Here is an 18,675-nt window from a genome sequence, read left to right on the forward strand (position 1 = left end):
TCCGTACTGAATAACGCCGCGCCATCGTCTTATTTGCGTGAACGAACGCCTGACTGATCAAATAACGCTGCGGCATCGTCTTATAAGCGTGAACGAATGTTTGACTGATCAAATAACGCTGCGTCATCGTCTTATACGCGTGAACGAACGCCTGACTGATCAAATAGCGCTGCGCCATCGTCTTATATGCGTGAACGAACGCTTGACTGATCAAATAACGCTGCGGCATCGTCTTATATGCGTGAACGAACGCCTGACTGATCAAATAACGCCGCGGCATCGTCTTATATGCGTGAACGAACGCCAAACCTGCTGCTTAACGCCGTGCCATCGTCTTATTGACCCGATATATGCTTGACCAATCTCGCCATGGAAAGGAGGGATCGCGATGGAGTCGCTTGGAGAAGCGCTGCGCAGCTGGAAGGCCGCGCCGGGCGTCGGCGATCTGGACAGTCTCGCCCGAAGGGTGCTCGATGATCCGCTGGTCGTGCAGATTCGCCGCCGTTATCCCGGCCTGGAAGAACGGACCCTCCGCATTAACCTGAACAAGTTGTACCAGTATGCCAAGGAGGACCGGAGCTGCAGGAGCTGTCCGGGGCTCGAACGCTGTCCGAACGATATGCAGGGCCACTATACGTCGATCACCTGCGCGGAGCAGAACGGCAAGTGGCAGCTGTTCGACGGGAAGACGCCGTGCGCGAGATGGCTGGCCAACGAGCATCAGGAGCAGGTACGCCGCAGAATCACGAGCCTGAGCAGCAACGTCGATATCGAAGCCGACAGCTACGAGGCCGAACAGATGCTGGACCTCGACGGGGAGCGGGAGGACGCCGTGCTGCAACTGCTCGCCTACGTGAACCGGACCCGGACCGAAGGTCTGCAGAAAAAAGGGCTTTATCTGATGGGCAGCTTCGGCACCGGCAAGACGTACATGGCCGCCTATCTGCTGCACAAGCTGGCCAAGGAAGGCAAGACCGGCGTCATCGTCTACATGCCCGACTTCGTCGAGGATGCCAAGGCGCTCATGATGGAGCCGCAGAAGCTCAAAGAAACGATGACGCTCATGAAGGAAACGGATCTGCTCGTCTTCGACGACATCGGCGCGGAAAACCTGAGTCCGTGGGTACGGGATCACGTCATCGGCGCGATTTTGAACCACAGAATGAACCGCAAGCCGACCTTCTACACCTCCAATCACGACCTGGAATCGCTCGAACGTCACTTCAGCTTCACCCATAAGGAAGGCGAGGAGCTTCACAAAGGCCAGCGTCTCATGGACCGGATACGTCCGTTCGTGGACATCGTGCACGTGCGAGGCCGCAACCAGCGCGGATAAGTCTCGCAAGTTCTGCCGCCATTTTATTTCCTCCATCCGAAGCCCGCAGCTAAGCTGCGCGGCTTTTTTTTGGTATGCGTGTCGCGGCATGCAAGGCGCAAACTGCGACAAGTACTGGAATAACGGCATCTCAGTCCGTCCGCTGCGCGCAAATGCGCATACAAAAGGCTGCAAAGGGCTATTTCGGCATTTTTCGTATCGAATCGTTGGCTTACAATCTTCGCCTATATCATAGAACTTGGCGTTTTAACGGGCATTCTTCGATCGATTATTTTTGTGATTCGAGCTCATCTATCAGGAATTCTTATAAGCAATTTAATTTTCGCTTATTGACACTAAACCTACCCGCCTGCTATGATTTTACAAAACCGATTGAAATGGTAGGAATTATGCGTGTTTCTACCGGATATCCGGAGGGGGATGTAAAAATGAAATTGAAATCATCTAAAAGAATCATGTCGTTCGCCGTCGTTGCCCTGTTCGTCGCTTTGCTGTCCGCTTGCGGGTCAAACAACAACAATAACGCCGCAAGCTCCGGCAGCGCTTCTGCTTCCGCTTCCGGCTCGGCTTCGACCGAACCGTCGGCGTCTTCGACGACACAGCCCAAATCGATCGAGCTGCTGAACGTATCCTACGACCCGACCCGCGAGCTGTACGAGGCGTTCAACAAGAGCTTCGCCGATTACTGGAAGAAGGAAACCGGCCAAACGGTCAAGATCAACCAGTCGCACGGCGGCTCCGGCGCCCAGGCGCGCAAGGTGCTCGACGGTCTCGAAGCGGACGTCGTGACGCTCGCGCTCGCCTACGACATCGATTCGCTCACCGGCAGCGGCTTGATCAAGAAGGACTGGCAACAGTCGTTCGAATCGAACAGCTCGCCTTACACGTCGACGATCGTTTTCCTCGTCCGAAAAGGCAATCCGAAGGGCATCAAGGATTGGGGCGACCTCGTCAAGGACGGCATCCAGGTCATCACGCCGAATCCGAAGACGTCCGGCGGCGCGCGCTGGAACTACCTCGCAGCATGGGGCTACGCGCAGCAGCAGGACGGCAACGACGAAGCGAAGACGAAGGAGTTCCTGAAAAAGCTGTTCGCCAACGTGCCCGTGCTCGATACCGGCGCCCGCGGTTCCACGACGACGTTCGTCGAGCGCAAGATCGGCGACGTGCTGCTCGCCTGGGAGAACGAAGCGTATCTGGCTAAAAAGGAATACGGCGACGAATTCGAGATCGTCACGCCGTCGCTCAGCATCCTGGCCGAACCGCCGGTCGCCGTCGTCGACAAAAATGCCGACAAGCGCGGCACGCGCGAAGTCGCCGAAGCGTATCTGAAGTACCTGTACACGCCGGAAGGCCAGGAGATCGCCGCGCAGAACTTCTACCGTCCTCGCCTTCAGGAGGTTGCCGACAAGTATAAGGATCAGTTCCCGGCGCTTAATTTGCTCACGATCGACAAGGATTTCGGCGGATGGACCGAGGCGCAGAAAAAGCACTTCGCCGACGGCGGCACCTTCGACGAAGTCTATACCAAAGGTTAATCTATCCTAACCCGACAGCGAGGAAGGACGATCGACATGGCCTCCCAGGTCAAAGCCAAACGCGTACTGCCCGGTTTTCGGATCACATTGGGTTACTCCATTTTATACTTGAGCCTTATCGTGCTCATCCCGCTGGCGGCGCTGATCTTGAAAACCGCCGGTCTCACGCTCCCGCAGTTCTGGCACACCGTGACGAGCGAGCGCGTGCTCGCTTCGTACCGGGTCAGCTTGCTAACCTCCTTGTTCGCCGCGCTGGTCAACGTCGTGTTCGGCCTTCTTGTCGCCTGGGTGCTCGTACGCTACCGTTTCCCGGGGAAAAAAATCGTCGACGGTCTGATCGACATGCCCTTCGCGCTGCCGACCGCGGTAGCGGGCATCGCGCTCACGTCGATCTATGCGCCGAACGGCTGGATCGGCTCGCTGCTGGACCCGCTCGGCATCAAGGTCGCTTACACGCCGCTCGGGATAACGGTCGCGCTCGTCTTTATCGGTCTGCCGTTCGTCGTGCGGACCGTACAGCCGGTACTCCACGAGCTGGAAAACGACATGGAGGAGGCGGCCGCGCTCCTCGGCGCGCACCGCTGGCGGACCTTCCGCAAGGTGCTGCTGCCCGAGCTGATCCCGCCGCTGATCACCGGCTTCGCGCTGGCGTTCTCGCGGGGGATCGGGGAGTACGGCTCGGTCGTCTTCATCTCCGGCAACATGCCGATGAAGACCGAGATCACGCCGCTGCTCATCATTACGAAGCTGGAGCAATACGAATACAGTCAAGCGACGGCAATTGCGCTCGTGCTGCTCCTCATCTCGTTCGCGCTCCTGCTCCTCATCAATACGCTGCAACGGTGGACCAACCGCCGTCTGCGGACGAGTTAAGGGGGGGACTTGCGATGTCAGGAGCCGTACCGTCCGCAGTCGTATCCCAAGCGCCGCATGCGGACTTCCGTCCCAAGCATTTGAACGAATCGCGCGGCGTTCGCATCGCGCTCATCACGATCGCGCTACTTTTCGTCGGACTCGTCGTCGTGCTGCCGATGCTCACGGTCATCTTCCAGGCGTTCAAAAAAAGGCTGGGACGCCTATGCGGAAGCGATCTCCGACCCGGACGCCATCTCGGCGCTTCGGCTGACGCTAACCGTCGCAGTCGTCGCCGTTCCGCTCAATACGCTGTTCGGCGCATCGGCGGCCTGGGCGATTACGAAGTTCAATTTTCGCGGCAAAAACCTGCTGATCACGCTTATCGATCTGCCGTTCGCCGTCTCGCCGGTCATCTCGGGACTCGTCTACATTTTGCTGTTCGGCGCGCAAGGGTTGATCGGTCCATGGCTGATGGACCACGATTACAAGATCGTGTTCGCGACGCCGGGCATCATTCTGGCGACGATGTTCGTCACCTTCCCGTTCGTCGCCCGCGAGCTGATCCCGCTTATGGAGACGCAAGGCGTGCAGGACGAGGAAGCGGCGGTCAGCTTGGGCGCCAAAGGCTGGCGGGTGTTCTTCAAAGTGACGCTGCCCAACATCAAGTGGGGGTTGTTGTACGGAATCATCCTCTGCAACGCCCGCGCGATGGGCGAGTTCGGCGCGGTATCGGTCGTCTCGGGCCATATCCGGGGCGAGACGAACACGCTGCCGCTGCATATCGAGATCCTGTACAACGAGTATCAGTACACCGCATCGTTCGCGGTCGCTTCGATGCTGATGGCGCTCGCGATCGTCACGTTGATCGTCAAAGGCATCATCGAGCACAAGATGGCGAACAGCCGCACGCATTGAGCGATTATTATACGATCATCTAGGCGATAACACGAGGAGGAGTCCACATGGCAAAGCCGTTGGAGTTGAACGATAGCTGGATCCAGCGCATCACGGAAGCCGTAGAAGGGCTGCAATACGGCAGCGTGCAAATTATCGTGCACGACGGCCGCATCGTTCAGATCGAGCGCACCGAGCGCCGCCGCTTCGACGAAGTGGCGGAGCGCCGGGGCGTCCGCGAAGCGCCGCAGAGCGGCGTGGCCTCGAATTAGGCGACAATTCGAAGCAGGGGAAGACATAGGCGCAGAGAAGCGGGCGAAGTCGGCCGTTGCGCGCCGGAGAGCCGGTTCCTTAACAAGGGACGGGCTCTTTGGCATTATGGGGGCAGAATCGGCGCCATTCGGGCTTGTTCAGGCATAGAGGCGGTCTTGGACGGCAATCAAAAAGCATCCCGTACTCCGGTTCCCGGAGCGGGATGCTTCGTCATGGTCGCGTCGATTAAGAAATCACTTGCTTGATGATCACGGCGATCAGGAACACGAGGAACATGAAGCCGAACATGCCGCCGAAGCCGAATACGAGATCCTGCAGGTCGTCGCGGGGCTCTTCGTTCACGTGCTGGCGCGGATCTTGTACATAATTGTCCATGGGGAAATCCTCCTGAAACAAGTCATTACCGTTAGTATACCCAACTTCGCAAACGCTTGTAAAGCAACTCTTTTCTTCTGTGGTACAATAGAAAATACGGGATCACATGATCGCATCGGGCGATCGTCATCCGTTGAACTCATTTATTTCCGGGAGGCGCACGATCAACATGGACGTCCAAGCCAATCCGCCGCTGCCGAGCCGCGAGCAGGCGGCCGAACATATACGCAACAAACTCGCGCTGCTGCCCGACTCGCCAGGCTGCTATCTCATGAAGAATGCAGAGGGCGTCATCATCTACGTCGGCAAGGCCAAAGTGCTGAAAAATCGGGTGCGCTCGTACTTCATCGGCAGCCACAACGGGAAGACGCAGCGGCTCGTGAGCGAGATCCGAGATTTCGAGTACATCGTTACCGGCAGCAATATGGAGGCGCTCATCCTCGAGTGCAACCTCATCAAGGAGCATATGCCCCGGTACAACGTGCTGCTCAAGGACGACAAGTCCTTTCCTTATATCAAGATCACGAGCGAGAAGCATCCGAAGCTTGAGGTCGTCCGCCGGGTGCTCAAGGACAAGGGCAAATACTTCGGTCCGTACCCCAACGCCTACGCCGCGCAGGAGACGAAGAAGCTGCTCGATCGGCTGTATCCGCTTCGCAAGTGCAATACGCTGCCTGACAAAGTATGCCTCTACTATCATCTCGGTCAGTGCGTCGCGCCGTGCGAGTACCCGGTCGAGCCGTCCGAGTACGAGCGGATGGTCGCCGAGGTGGCGCGATTTTTGAATGGCGGGCACGGAGACATCAAGCGGGAGCTTCAGCGCAAAATGGAGGCGGCCGCCGGGGAGCTCGAATTCGAGCGCGCGCGCGAGTACCGCGACCAGATCCAGGCGATCGAATCGCTCATGGAAAAGCAGAAGATCACGATGACCGACGCCAAGGACCGCGACGTCTTCGGCTATGCCGTGGACAAAGGCTGGATGTGCGTACAGATTCTGTACATGCGCCAGGGCAAGATGATCCAGCGGCACGTATCCGTTTTCCCTTATTATGGGGAAGCCTATGAGGATTTCATGACCTATGTTGCCCAATATTACTCGGAAAATCCGGCTTTGCCGCGCGAGGTGCTGCTGCCCGTGACGCCCGGCGAAGCTGCCGACGCGGAGAGCGCGCCGGCGGCCATTGTCGAAGGAGCGGGCGGCAAGTTGAACGACGCGCTCATCGAGCGCGTCGCGGCGTCGGCCGACGAATCGGAGGAGGCGGAGGCTACGGACGGCGCGGCTGTTGAAGGTGGCGCGGCGCAAGCCGGCGAACAGCCTGCTTCGGGAGAAGCGGCCGACGACGAGTCGGGCGGCGAGCTCGGCGAATCGCTGCGCGGCTGGCTGAAGATCAAGGTGTCGGTGCCAAGGCGCGGCTCCAAGCGCCACCTGGTCGCGATGGCGGCGGACAACGCCAAGGTCGCGCTCGAGGAGAAGTTCCGCATGATCGAGCGCGACCAGGAGCGGAGCGTCAAGGCGTCCGAGGGACTTGCCGAATGGCTTGGCATCCCGTCGGCGCACCGTATCGAGGCGTTCGACAACTCCAACATGCAAGGCGCGTCGCCTGTCTCCGCGATGGTCGTCTTCACCGACGGCAAGCCCGACCGCAAGGAATACCGCAAGTACAACGTCCGCACCGTCACCGGACCGGACGATTACGAGACGATGCGGGAGGTCGTGCGCCGTCGTTACGAGCGCGTGCTGAAGGAAGGGCTGACGCTGCCGGACCTGATCGTCATCGACGGCGGCCGGGGCCAGATCGGCGCGGCGATCGACGTGCTGCACAACGAGCTGGGCCTGTTCGTGCCGGTGTGCGGCCTCGCCAAGGACGCCAAGCATCGCACCGCGCAGCTGCTCGTCGGCGATCCCGCCGAGATCGTCCCGCTTCCGCGCGACAGCCAGGAATTCTACCTGCTGCAGCGCATCCAGGACGAAGTGCACCGCTTCGCGATCACCTTCCACCGCGAGAAGCGCGGCAAGTCGATGATCGCCTCGCGCCTCGACGCCATACCGGGCATCGGCGAGAAGCGCCGCAAGCAGCTGCTCAAGCACTTCGGCTCGCTCAAGGCGATCCGCGAAGCGTCGGCGGCCGACTTCAAGGCCGTCTCCATCGGCGAGGCGCTGGCGGGGCGCATACTGGCGGCATTGAACGAAGAGGAAGGCGGCGAGGCCGCCGCGACAGAATCTTCTGCGCCAACGATATAGATACGGCGGACGGGAAAAAGCAGGCGCAACCGCTGCTTTTTCCTTTTTTTTTAGCGAGGTACGCTCGAAGGCTTGGGACAGATGCGAACCGGACGTTCGTCAGGCTGACGGTACGACGGCGTTATGATTTGGCATGCGCAGTTGGGGACGCGAATATTGTGGCCAAATCGCTGTTGACGGCAGCCGCTTTTCGGTTTATATTGATAACGATTATCATTATCGACTGAATGCGGGGGTTAGAATTTTGCAAGCTAACAAAAAAGTTATGGTACGTGGGACTGCTGCTCTTGCTCATTATGCTAAGCGCATGCAACAGCAGCAAAAACGAAAACGCCTTGTCTGGCGCATCCGCTTCTGCATCCTCGTCGGAAGGCACCGGCAAGCCATCGGCTTCGCCGGCGGCCGCTCCCTCGTCTTCCGGCGCGACCAAGAAAATCACCGACGCCAAAGGCCGCGAGGTCGAGATCCCGACCGATCCGCAGCGAATCGTCTACGTCGGCAGCGATCCCGGCGATCTGCTGGCGTTGGGCGTCAAGCCGATCGGCGCGAGCCTGAGCGTCATCGGCAGCCAGGTCGCGTACGGCGATCGGCTTCAGGGCATCGCGGACGTCGGTTATCCCGCCAACCTGGAGAAGGTGACGGCCCAAGATCCGGACCTGATCCTTTTTAACGACTGGGACGACAAGGGCTTGGCGCCGCTCGAGAAAATCGCGCCGACCGTCGCCATCGCGGAAAACGGCGGCTTCGAGCGTATGCGCGAGATCGCCGCCGTGTTGGGCAAGGAAACGGCTGCGGACGATTACATAGCGGCTTACGACGAGAAAGTGAAGCGGACGAAGGAGCTGCTGGCGCAAAAAGGCAGGCAGGGCAAGTCGGCCACCGTGCTGCTCCTGATGGGCAAGTCGATGTACGTCATGGGCCACCAGGGCTTGTCCGTCACGTTGTACGATGCGCTTGGATACGCGCCGCCGGCCAAAGTCCAATCGCTGATCGACGCCGACGAGCGTTTTGCCGAGATATCGATCGAGGTCATGCCGGACTACATCGGCGACGAGCTGTACATTCTGAAGGACGAAGCAGACGAGACCAAGGCGCAAGCGGAGGCGCTGTTCACGGGCAGCCTGTGGAAGTCGCTGCCTGCCGTCAAAAGCGGGCAAGTGCATACGATGGACAGCCAGTGGAACTTCGACGATCCGGTCACGAGGAGCATGCTGTTGGACGAGCTGCAGCGCGTGAACGGTTCTGCAGGCTAACAAATCAAGTTGAAAGATTAAAAAACGAAGCGAAGGATGATGGGGTCTGTACGAGCAACTCGATGCGTTAATGGCCGTAATGAACAAAGCGCGCAAGGCATCCGATGAGGCTAACGACAAAGCATTCGAGGCGAGACAACGCGCCGTTAAACTTCAATTCGAGGCGAATGGCGCTGCCGACATGGCTGCGGTAAGCGCAGAAATGCTGGCGACCGTTCAAGATCAGGACGTCGTCGCGAGTATGGCCAAGACGAGATCTTCTGATTCACATTCGTAATAATTGGTGAAACATTGTAACTGGAACAAGAGTCCGCCGCTAACGCTATCGCATTCAAGCTTGAATGGATAATCGGGTATGCAGCGGGGGCAGACGTTGCATTTAATCGGAGACTCTTTATTTCCGGGAAAGTCCGAGGGCTGCTGCTCTCGGACTTTTATTGTGCAATCTGCCTGGCTCCCGAAGCTGCGTTCTAACGAGAAACTGCCGCGGACGAGCCCGTTCCGCCGCGCCGCCGTTCGTGCAGCCAGGCGATCAGCATCGCGACGGCCGCCGGCAGCAGGAAGCTGACGAAGCCCGCCAGATTATCGCCGGACAGTCCGTCCGACAGCATCTGGACGGCCATGAGCGTCGAGTCGAGCACGACGTGCGCGAAGATGACGGCCAGCAGGCCGAATCGCAGCATAAACCAGGCGAACAAAGCGCCGATGATCATCAGTTCGATGAACCGGGTCTGCCACGGATAGACCGCATAGCCGACATGGCCGAACGCCCATACGGCCGTCGCGGGCAGCACCGCGATCGACGTAAGTATGCGGGACAGGGCGGAGCTTGAACGCGCGCCGCTGTCCGAGGCATCGCCGCCGGGTTGGGGGCGGAAGAGCGCGCCGAGCCACTTGCGCACGAGTCCGATGCCGAAGAACCGGGTCTGGATCTCCTCGGAGATGCCCGCGCACCAGGCGAGTAGAGGCAGCATCCAGGGATAGTACATATTGTAGGAAGACTGGCTGGGATCGGAGCCGTAATAACTGCCGAGCAGCAGTCCGAGGCCGGTCAGCACGACGCTCTGGACGCCCAGCAGGATCACGGCGAGCATATAGCCCTGCTTCATGGCCGTCTTGACCCGGCTGCCGTAGTCGGCATCCTGCCAGCGGGGCCACAGGGAGCGGCCCATCGAGCGCCACAGGCCGTCGCCGCCGACGGCGGCAAAGTACGTCAGCAGCGCCTGAATGAAAAGAATGACGACGTTCGTCACCAGCAGCGCCGTCACGTCGCTCTCCGCGGCGATCGCGTTCATGCCGGCCGAAGACGCGCGCAATCCCGGACGCAGGTTGAACATGAATCCGGCGTACATCACGAAGAAGGCGGCGGACAGGAACAGCCCGCGCTTGAACGACGTCCATCCCCTGCAAGCCGCGGCGTAGATGACGGCGAGCACGAACAGGACGATCTGCGGCAGCAGGAAACCGGTCATCGACAGTTTGTCGGCGATCTTGCGCTGCTTCGCGATTTCGTCCGCGAACGACTCCGGCAGGGCGTACCGGTAAGTCAGCACCTTGTCGGGCTGCACGAGCAGCTGCAGATGGGCGTCCGACAGGCCGGTCTTGCGGCTCTGCAGGATGACGGAGCCCCCCCTCGGTCAAGCTGCCGACGGGCTCCCAGGCCGAAGCGTCGAAGCCGGGCTGCGTCTTGAGCCAGGCGAGCGCCTCGGCGGTCTTCGCCGCTACGTCGCGATCGGCTGCCTTGTCTTCGTCTGTCCGCATGCCGCCCACGCGCGCCCAGCCGACGACATCGCCCGTCTCCATATGCACGGAGACGCGGTCGACCTGTCCGCCGGACCCGTGCAGGTCCACGGCGTAGACGTCCGTCGGGTAGCGCCCATCCCAATCGCGGTCGTACGCGTCGGTCAGCTTGTGCTTGGTCATATAGGCGGCCATCCGGTCGTCGCCCACATGCGTGATCGTTGCATCGGCTCCTTCGCCGAGATCCATTCCCCAGTGCGCCGAAGCATAGGACAAGGCGATCCGCTTCGCCTCTCCCCGGCCGATCGCACCGGATTCGCCCTTCATAGCCGGCGCGATCGCAGGCAATACTTGCATGAACAGGAAGATAAGAAGGCCGATTCCCGCGGCGACAGTCCATTTGGATGATCTCAAATTATCCACTCCGATTCCGAAATGATCTGAAAAAGCGTATACATCGTCATTTTATCCGCGAATGCTGGTCCTTTCGTTTATTATCGATAGGAATTGGAGCCAAAACAAGAGAAAGAGTTAGAATCCCCGTAATAAAGCTGTTTCACGGCCTAATAACGTCCGTATATCCTCATACAAGGCGATTTTTCGTATTTCTGCTGTTGTGCGAACCTATCGGACAGACTATAATGCGGTGTAATGTTTTTATGGAAGCTCGACAGATATGTCTCCATCATACTACCCAGCCGAATTTCCGCAAAGAAAACGGGGGGAACCACTTAAGCATTCCGGGGTGAATTCCGCGCGCGAAGCGCCGGATAGGGCAGCCTGTTCTGGCCCGAACCCGTCAGCTAACCTCGTAGGCTGCCAGACAGGACCGCCGTGCGCCAAGGCACTGGAGCTCCAGTGTCTTTTTTTGCGCGCTTTTCTATCGTCCCGACACGAGGTGATTCGTCCTTTGCTTAGAAAAACGATCGGCTGGCTTTATGCTTCCCCCGCCCCGCGTGCTGACGATCGGGTTCGCGGTCATCATCGCGCTTGGCGCGCTGCTGCTCAGACTCCCGATCTCCACGGTGTCCGGCCAGCCGACGCCGTGGCTCGAGGCGTTGTTCGTATCCAGCTCCGCGACTTGCGTGACGGGGCTCTCCAGGCTAGACACGGTCGGCTACTTCTCCGTTTTCGGCCGCTGGGTCATCCTGGCGCTCGTGCAGCTCGGCGGGCTCGGCTTCATGACGATGGGCACGCTGTTCGCGTTTTTCGCCGGGCGCCGTCTCTCGCTCAAGGACCGGCTCGTGCTGCAGGAGGCGATGAACCAGGGCAGCCTGGAAGGTATCGTGCGTTTGGTGAAGCGCGTCCTTATTTACGCGCTCTGCATCGAAGCGGTCGGCGCGCTGCTCTTTACCTTCCGGTTCATGCGCGAGATGCATTTCCGGCAGGCGCTCTACTACGGCGTATACCATAGCGTATCCTTTTTCAACAACGGCGGCTTCGACCTGTTCGGCGACTTCCGGAGTATGGCCGGGTATGTCGGGGATCCCTATATGAACATCCTGGCGATCGTGCTGATCGTGCTTGGCGGCGTCGGCTTCGTCGTGCTGTCCGACCTCGTCGAACTGCGGACGCGACGCAAGCTGTCTTACCATTCCAAGGTCGTGCTCTGGGTGTCGGCGTTCCTCATCGTGCTCGGCACGGTCACGATCCTGATCTTCGAGTACACGAACGAACGTACGCTGGGGCCGTTGTCGTTGGGTGAAAAGCTGCTCGCGGCCGCGCTGCAGTCCGTATCCACCCGCTCCGCCGGCGTCAGCACCGTCGACATCGGTTCCCTCAGGGACGCGACGCAGTTCGCGATGGTGCTGCTCATGTTCGTCGGCGCCTCGCCGGGCTCCACCGGCGGCGGCATCAAGACGACCGCGTTCGCGGTGCTCGCGGCCGCCGTCTGGGCGATGCTTCGCGGCCGAACCGACGTCGTGCTCCTCGGGCTTCGCATCGAACGGGCGAAAGTGAACCGCGCGATCACGGTCACGATGCTGTCGCTGGCCATCGTCATCACGTCCGTCATGATCCTGTCGATTACCGAGGAGCAGGCGTTCCTGGTTATTCTTTTCGAGGTCATGTCCGCCTATGCGACGGTGGGCCTGTCGGCCGGGATCACCGGAGACTTGTCTGACTTCGGCCAGATGATCATCATCGTCCTCATGTTCATCGGTCGTCTCGGTCCGCTGACGATGACGTACGCGCTGGGCTCGAAGTCCGGACGCACGCTATACAGGAACGCCGAGGGACGCATCATAATCGGATAGAGCGGCGGCGAAGGAGGAGGAGAGCGAATTGGGCAAAAAAATATTCGACTGGCTGGTCGCCTCCCCGCCGCGGACGCTGGCGATCGGCTTCGCCTTCATCATCGGACTCGGCTCTTTCCTGCTGCAACTGCCCGTCGCTTCGAGCAGCGGCGAGCAGACGCGTTATATCGACGCGCTTTTTTACGGCTACCTCCGCGACCTGCGTCACCGGGCTGGTCGTCGTAGATACAGGCGATCATTACTCCCTTTTCGGACAGATCGTCATCCTGACGATGATTCAGATCGGCGGTCTCGGCTTCATGTCGATGGCGACGCTGTTCGCGATTTTCCTGAAACGGCGCATCTCGCTCAAGGAACGGCTGATCCTCCAGGAAGCGCTCAACCAGAGCAGCATCGAAGGCATCGTCCGGCTCGTCCGCCGCGTCGTGCTGTACGCGTTGACGATCGAAGCGGCGGGAGCGTTGCTGCTCACGCTTCGCTTTCTTACACATATGAGCCCCGGCCAAGCGATATACTACGGCGTTTTTCATGCGGTATCCTTTTTCAACAACGCCGGCTTCGACCTGATGGGGGGCTTCAGAAGCCTGACCGGCTATGCAGGCGATCCCTGGGTCAATCTAGTAAGCATGGCGCTCATCGTCGTCGGCGGTCTCGGCTTCGTGGTGCTGTCGGACCTGACGGATTTTCGAAGCGATCGGAGGCTGTCCCTGCATTCCAAAGTCGTGCTGACGATGTCGGGCTCCCTGATTCTGTTCGGCGCGGCCGTCGTGCTCGCCTTCGAATACGCGAATCCCGGCACGATGGGACCGCTCAATCCGGGTACTAAGATATTAACCGCGTTCATGCAGTCGGTCAGTCCCCGCACAGCCGGCGTCAATACGCTAAATCTGGCGGATTTGCGGCAGGCGACGCAGTTTTTCATCATCATCCTGATGTTCATCGGCGCTTCTCCGGGCTCGACCGGGGGCGGCATCAAGACGACGACGTTCGCGGCGCTCCTCGGCGCCGTATGGGCGATCATCCGCGGCCGCGAGGATGTCGTCATGTTCAGGTTCAGGCTCGCGCAGGAACGCGTCTACAAGGCGCTGACGCTGACGTTGCTCGCACTCGCGCTCGTGCTCGGAGCGACGATGATCCTGTCGACGACGGAGGACCATCATTTCCTCATGATCCTGTTCGAGGTGGTGTCCGCGTTCGGCACGGTCGGTTTGTCGCTGGGCCTTACGTCGGACCTGAGCCTGTTCGGCAAGATCGTCATCATGCTCATGATGTTCGCCGGCAGGCTGGGGCCGCTGACGCTCGGCTACGCGCTCGTGCCGAAGCGGGACAAGGCGCTCTACAGGGAAGCGGAAGGCAAGATCATCATCGGATAACGAAAGCGAAGTGGAATTGCTACCATGAAAATGAATCAGTTCGTCATCATCGGCCTCGGGCGGTTCGGAGCCAGCATCGGCCAGGAGCTGATCGAGCTCGGCTACGAGGTGCTCGGCGTCGACCGCGACGAGGAGAAGGTGCAGGAGATGAGCCGCATCCTGACTCATACGGTCGTCGCGGACGCGACGGACGAGGACACGCTGCGCTCGATCGGCGCGCGCAACTTCGACTGCGGCGTCGTCGCGATCGGGGACGACGTGCAGGCGAGCATCCTGGCGGCGATTCTGCTCAAGGAGCTCGGCGTCAAAAAGGTCGTCGCCAAAGCGGTGTCCGAGCTGCACGGGCGCGTGCTCGAACGGATGGACGTGGACCGCGTCATCTATCCGGAGCGGGATATGGGCATCCGGGTCGCGCATCAGCTCGTGTCGCCCAACCTGCTCGATTATATCGAGCTGTCGGACAAGTATACGATCGCGGAGCTGGGCGTACCGGCTTGCCTGGCCGGCAAGTCGATCGAAGAGACGAATCCGCGCGGCAGGTACGGATGCAGCATCGTGGCTTTGAACAAGCCGAAGGGCATGATCGTCGCGCCGACGGCGACGGATACGCTGGCCGAAGGCGATGTCATGGTCGTCATCGGCACGAACGAGCAGATCGAGGCGTTTCAGGACGCGATCGGCCAATAATGACGGGAAAGGTATGAGATGGGCCGCATTCGCTCACGCTAACGGCAGTGCCGTTTAGCGACAGGAGTGAGTGTGAAAATGATGCAGCAACGACGGAAGCGATGGCTGGCCGCGCTTGCGGCGGGCCTGATGCTCGCCGGGACGGCGCTCGTGCCGGCGAAGACGGGAGAAGCGGAAACGGCGCGCGAGCGTCCTGCGGTATCCGTGTCGGCTTCGAAAGCATCAAAGCCCGCATCGGCGCCGGTGAGCTGGTCGGACCTGCAGCGCCGGTACAGGGGCGTATTTGTGCTGCGCGCCTCGGCTTCGGGCGGGCGTCGCGTCGCGCTGACCTTCGACGACGTGCCCGATCCGCGTTATACGCCGCTCGTGCTGAACGTGTTGAAGCGCAAGCGGGTGCGCGCCACTTTTTTTGTCGTCGGCAGCCGGGCGTCCAAGCACCCCGGGCTGGTGAGGAGAATCGTGAACGAAGGGCATGCGGTAGGCAACCATACATACTCGCATCCCGAGCTGCCCAAGCTTAGCCTGGGGCAGGTCAAGCGGGAGATCGAGCGTACGGGGGCGGAGATCCGGGAGACCGCGGGCTTCGAGCCCGCGATGATCCGGCCGCCGTATGGCGACATCCGGCCCGCCCAGCTTGAATGGGCGAGGTCGCGCGGCTATACGGTCGTCAATTGGGACGTCGATTCCCAGGATTGGCGACAGATTCCCTCCGGCGTCGTGCTGCGCAACGCGCTTAAAGGGTTGCGTCCCGGCTCGATCGTACTCATGCATGCGGGAGGCGGCAGCGGACAGAACCTGTTCGGCACGGTCAACGCCCTGCCGCATCTGATCGATCAGCTTCGCGCCAAAGGGTACGAGCTGGTGACGGTGCCGGAGCTGCTGCACATCCCGGAGCGCAGGCCGAACCGGGCTTGAGCCGCACGGTTCGAGGGGCATGCTGAGGCGAGCGGAGCCAGGCAGAGAGAGAGCCAGGCAGAGAGGGCCAGGCAGAGAGAGAGCCAGGCAGAGAGGGCCAGGCAGAGAGAGAGCCAGGCAGAGAGAGCCAGTCTAAGGCAAGCGAACCAGGCTGAAGCAAGCAGAACGAGGCAGGGCCATGCTCGGGCAGACTGAGTGAAGCCGAGCATGGCCGGGGGCACCAGCCGTCTTTGGGAGCGCCAGCGGGCGTCGCCCGCAAATAAAAGACCGCAGCCGCCTTCGCGAGAAGGCAGCTGCGGTCTGGCGCGCATCCGGACTAATTAAGCACGTACAGGTTGACGTATTGGAAGCCGAACTTGCTCGCTTTATCCCGGGAACCCGGCACGAAAATATCGATCCTATTGCCCTTGATGGCGCTGCCCGAATCGCTGGCGACGGCGAACATGCCGCCGGCGGGGAGCCCGTCGTGGTCGTAGCCCGTAATGTATACTTTGGTGCCGAGCGGGATGACCTTCGGATCGACGGCGATCGTGCCCAGTTTCAGCGGGTTGCCGAAGTAGTCGATGGGTCCCCAGGCGTTTTCCTCGAGCGAGGCGGAGTAGGCGGTCGCCTTCATCTGGATGGCCGTCGCGTAAGGCAGCGACTCGCCCGAGGTCGTCTTGACGAGCTTGGCCGACTGCGAAGCCGAGACAGATTGAACCGTCTTGGCCGTCACGGACTTGGCCGTCAAGGAAGCATTCGCCGGCGCGGGGATCGACAGTTTCAGGCCGGCGTATATGTTTTTCGGATCGACGTTCGGATTGAAGCTCATCAGCTTTTGCAGGGGAACGTCGAACTTTTTTGGACAACGTCCAGAACGTATCCGCGTCCGTGGCGGTATAGGTCGTAGCCGCATAAGAAGCGGCGGCAGGCAGCAGCAGTGCCGCCCCAAGCGCGAGAGAAGCGGCTCGCATGGCTAAACGAAAACGCATATGTATTCACCCTCCGGTTCGAAAATCATGCGCCTAGCGTAGCACGATCCCTCGAACCGGGTTAAGTGGTAAAGGACGCCACCGCTGGATAACCGAGGATATCTGAGAGGCGTTCTCATCCTAAAAGTGCGTTCCCGCGGGAAAAACGGGACGACGATGAGAAAAATGAAAGTTCGTCCCGCCGGCGAAGGCGGCTGGCTCTGACGGCTAGCGCTAACCTAGCTCTGACGGTTGCCCCTGCCGAACAGCGCGATCGTCTCCTCGATTAAATAGCGCGTCGAAGGCGCGAGCCAGGCGAGATCGCCGTAGATGAGGGAGGTCGTGCGCTTGAACTCCTCGAGCTCCCGGATGCGGACGACGTAAAGGTCGTTGTCGCTGAGCATTTGCGGACGCAGGTACGACTTGGGCAGCATCGTGCCGGCGCGGCTCGCGCCTAGCAGCCGGACGATCGCTTCGAACGAGTCGATCTCCATGCGGACGTCGGGCTTGACGCCGTATTGCCGGAACAGCTCGTCCGTCAGGTTGCGGTACCAGGTGCCCGGGGCGAACAGAATCATCGGCAGTCCGTTCAGGTCGCTCATCGACAACTGCGTACGCTCCACGATGAAGTGCGAGCGGGGCAGCACGAGCACGACCGTATCGTCGAACAGCGGCGTGCTCGTAATCGACGGATCGTCCTCGACCGAGGAGGCGACGAGGCCGAAGTCGACTTTGCGTTCTTTGACGAACGTCGCGATCTCGTGCGTTTTGCCTGTGACGGCCTTGATCTCGAGGTTCGGATGCTTCTCCGTCATGGCGGTGATCAGCTCGGGAAGCGTCGTCTGCAGCGTGGTAAGGCTCGCGCCGATCGTCGCGACGGGCGCCTCCGCCGTCTTGAACGCGTTCAGCCGCTGCAGGTAGTCGCCGTGGAACCTGCGCAGCTCGAGGGCGAAATCGTAGGTGAACTGCCCGGCGGGCGTGAGCTCGAGACGCTTGCCGACGCGCCTGAACAGGTCGACGCCGAGCTCGCGCTCCAGACGCGCGATTCTGCGGGACAGCGCGGGCTGCGTGACGTTCAGCCTCTCCGCCGCCCGGTTCAGGCTGCTATGTTCGACGACGGTCGCGAAAACTCTCATATCATCCAGCATGTGGGCGTCTCCTCCGCGTTTTTTTTCGAGCTTATGTCGATTCGTCATAAGTTTTAATAATAAATAAGCAGTTCCATTATAAGCGAAAATGGAGTAACCTAGAAACCGTGAAGAATTCGTGACAACGCACGGATCGAAAGGAGAACGCTCACCGACATGAAGGGAAACTCGTTTTACGCGCGCAAGATTCATTCGCTCTTGGGTGTGATTCCGCTCGGATTGTTCATTATTGAACACGCCCTGACGAATTACTCCGCGTTCGAGCACGGCAAGGAGGGCTTCGTCGACAGCGTCAAGGGCTTGCATGACCTGCCGCTCATTTTTTTCCTCGAGCTGTTCGTCATCTGGCTGCCGATTCTGTTCCACGGGGTCTACGGCCTGTACCTCGCCTTTACGTCGAATTACAACACGGGCCGGTACAGCTACGGACGCAACTGGGCGTTCGCGCTGCAGCGGATTACCGGCGTCATTACGTTCGTGTTCGTCGCCTGGCATATTTGGCAGACGCGCGTTCAGGTCGCGCTCGGCAACACGACCAACGAAGAGATCGGCCAGCACATGCACAATATCGTGACCCAGCCGGTTTACTTCACGATTTACTTCATCGCGGTTCTCGCCGCCGTCTTCCACTTCGCCAACGGCCTGTGGGCTTTTCTCGTGGCATGGGGGGATCACGGTCGGTCCGCGCGCGCAGCGCGTATCGTCGAAGATCTGCATGGGCATCTTCGCGATCGTATCCGTGCTGTTCCTGCTGTCGCTGTTCGCGTTCCGCAGCGACGAGTTCGCGGCGGCGCAGACGGCCGTCGTCGGTTTGTTAGGTTGATCGGAGGGAGAATCAGCA

Annotated in this window: 15 protein-coding genes, 3 pseudogenes and 1 riboswitch; of the genes and pseudogenes, 14 read left to right on the plus strand and 4 right to left on the minus strand. The window is 60.2% G+C overall.

The features are described 5' to 3' along the window. Positions 1–388: 388 nt before the first annotated feature. The 5 genes and pseudogenes from OMP40_RS38980 to OMP40_RS39000 all read left to right on the plus strand — a co-directional run bounded on the left by OMP40_RS38980 (position 389) and on the right by OMP40_RS39000 (position 4,895). The gene (locus OMP40_RS38980) at positions 389–1,336 is read left to right on the plus strand and encodes an ATP-binding protein (protein WP_277539580.1); all 948 of its coding nucleotides are present in this window, start codon (positions 389–391) and stop codon (positions 1,334–1,336) included. 428 nt (positions 1,337–1,764) lie between these two features. Then, entirely contained in the window at positions 1,765–2,874 is a 1,110-nt protein-coding gene (locus OMP40_RS38985; protein ID WP_277539581.1) for a sulfate ABC transporter substrate-binding protein, read from the plus strand. A 36-nt stretch (positions 2,875–2,910) separates the two neighbouring features. After that, positions 2,911–3,747, plus strand: a complete 837-nt coding sequence (cysT, locus tag OMP40_RS38990; protein WP_277539582.1) for a sulfate ABC transporter permease subunit CysT — start codon at positions 2,911–2,913, stop codon at positions 3,745–3,747. A gap of 14 nt (positions 3,748–3,761) precedes the next feature. Then, a pseudogene (gene cysW, locus OMP40_RS38995) lies at positions 3,762–4,644 on the plus strand (sulfate ABC transporter permease subunit CysW). 47 nt (positions 4,645–4,691) lie between these two features. Next, positions 4,692–4,895 carry a YezD family protein gene (locus OMP40_RS39000; RefSeq protein ID WP_277539583.1) on the plus strand — a complete coding sequence of 68 codons (204 nt, stop codon included), beginning with the start codon at positions 4,692–4,694 and terminating at the stop codon, positions 4,893–4,895. Positions 4,896–5,121: 226 nt separating this feature from the next. Here the strand turns inward: OMP40_RS39000 and OMP40_RS39005 are convergent, their stop codons facing one another. Beyond that, the gene (locus OMP40_RS39005) at positions 5,122–5,271 is read right to left on the minus strand and encodes a YqzM family protein (RefSeq protein ID WP_090110524.1); all 150 of its coding nucleotides are present in this window, start codon (positions 5,269–5,271) and stop codon (positions 5,122–5,124) included. A gap of 169 nt (positions 5,272–5,440) precedes the next feature. On the opposite strand from OMP40_RS39005, the gene uvrC reads away from it, so the two are divergent. The 3 genes from uvrC to OMP40_RS39020 all read left to right on the plus strand — a co-directional run bounded on the left by uvrC (position 5,441) and on the right by OMP40_RS39020 (position 9,043). Next, entirely contained in the window at positions 5,441–7,513 is a 2,073-nt protein-coding gene (gene uvrC, locus OMP40_RS39010; protein WP_277539584.1) for an excinuclease ABC subunit UvrC, read from the plus strand. 272 nt (positions 7,514–7,785) lie between these two features. After that, a complete protein-coding gene (locus OMP40_RS39015; protein WP_277539585.1) occupies positions 7,786–8,766 on the plus strand; it encodes an ABC transporter substrate-binding protein in 981 nt (326 codons plus the stop codon). Positions 8,767–8,845: 79 nt separating this feature from the next. Further along, the gene (locus tag OMP40_RS39020) at positions 8,846–9,043 is read left to right on the plus strand and encodes a hypothetical protein (protein ID WP_277539586.1); all 198 of its coding nucleotides are present in this window, start codon (positions 8,846–8,848) and stop codon (positions 9,041–9,043) included. Between the two features lie 193 nt (positions 9,044–9,236). Here the strand turns inward: OMP40_RS39020 and OMP40_RS39025 are convergent, their stop codons facing one another. Next, the gene (locus OMP40_RS39025; protein ID WP_277539587.1) at positions 9,237–10,334 is read right to left on the minus strand and encodes a CPBP family glutamic-type intramembrane protease; all 1,098 of its coding nucleotides are present in this window, start codon (positions 10,332–10,334) and stop codon (positions 9,237–9,239) included. Between the two features lie 49 nt (positions 10,335–10,383). On the opposite strand from OMP40_RS39025, the gene OMP40_RS39030 reads away from it, so the two are divergent. From OMP40_RS39030 to OMP40_RS39050, 5 genes and pseudogenes are all read left to right on the plus strand, one after another. Then, positions 10,384–10,914, plus strand: a complete 531-nt coding sequence (locus tag OMP40_RS39030) for a hypothetical protein (RefSeq protein ID WP_277539588.1) — start codon at positions 10,384–10,386, stop codon at positions 10,912–10,914. A gap of 278 nt (positions 10,915–11,192) precedes the next feature. Then, positions 11,193–11,338, plus strand: a riboswitch (cyclic di-AMP (ydaO/yuaA leader). Between the two features lie 106 nt (positions 11,339–11,444). Next, complete coding sequence (locus OMP40_RS39035; RefSeq protein WP_277539589.1) at positions 11,445–12,761, plus strand: TrkH family potassium uptake protein; 1,317 nt, start codon at positions 11,445–11,447, stop codon at positions 12,759–12,761. Between the two features lie 28 nt (positions 12,762–12,789). Next, positions 12,790–14,134 (plus strand): annotated as a pseudogene (locus OMP40_RS39040) (TrkH family potassium uptake protein). A gap of 24 nt (positions 14,135–14,158) precedes the next feature. Continuing rightward, a complete protein-coding gene (locus OMP40_RS39045) occupies positions 14,159–14,821 on the plus strand; it encodes a potassium channel family protein (RefSeq protein ID WP_277539590.1) in 663 nt (220 codons plus the stop codon). A gap of 78 nt (positions 14,822–14,899) precedes the next feature. Next, entirely contained in the window at positions 14,900–15,736 is an 837-nt protein-coding gene (locus OMP40_RS39050; protein ID WP_277539591.1) for a polysaccharide deacetylase family protein, read from the plus strand. A 316-nt stretch (positions 15,737–16,052) separates the two neighbouring features. Here the strand turns inward: OMP40_RS39050 and OMP40_RS39055 are convergent, their stop codons facing one another. Together OMP40_RS39055 and OMP40_RS39060 are read right to left on the minus strand one after the other, a co-directional pair. Continuing rightward, positions 16,053–16,547 (minus strand): 3D domain-containing protein, encoded by a 495-nt coding sequence (locus OMP40_RS39055; RefSeq protein WP_277539592.1) that lies wholly within the window; start codon positions 16,545–16,547, stop codon positions 16,053–16,055. 378 nt (positions 16,548–16,925) lie between these two features. Then, positions 16,926–17,834: a LysR family transcriptional regulator gene (locus tag OMP40_RS39060; protein ID WP_277539593.1), complete on the minus strand. Its 909-nt coding sequence runs from the start codon at positions 17,832–17,834 to the stop codon at positions 16,926–16,928. Between the two features lie 156 nt (positions 17,835–17,990). Here OMP40_RS39060 and OMP40_RS39065 point away from each other — a divergent pair. After that, positions 17,991–18,657: pseudogene (locus OMP40_RS39065) on the plus strand (succinate dehydrogenase cytochrome b558 subunit). Positions 18,658–18,675: the final 18 nt, after the last annotated feature.

The sequence above is a fragment of the Cohnella rhizosphaerae genome (assembly GCF_029525575.1).
Lineage (GTDB): Bacteria > Bacillota > Bacilli > Paenibacillales > Paenibacillaceae > Cohnella > Cohnella rhizosphaerae.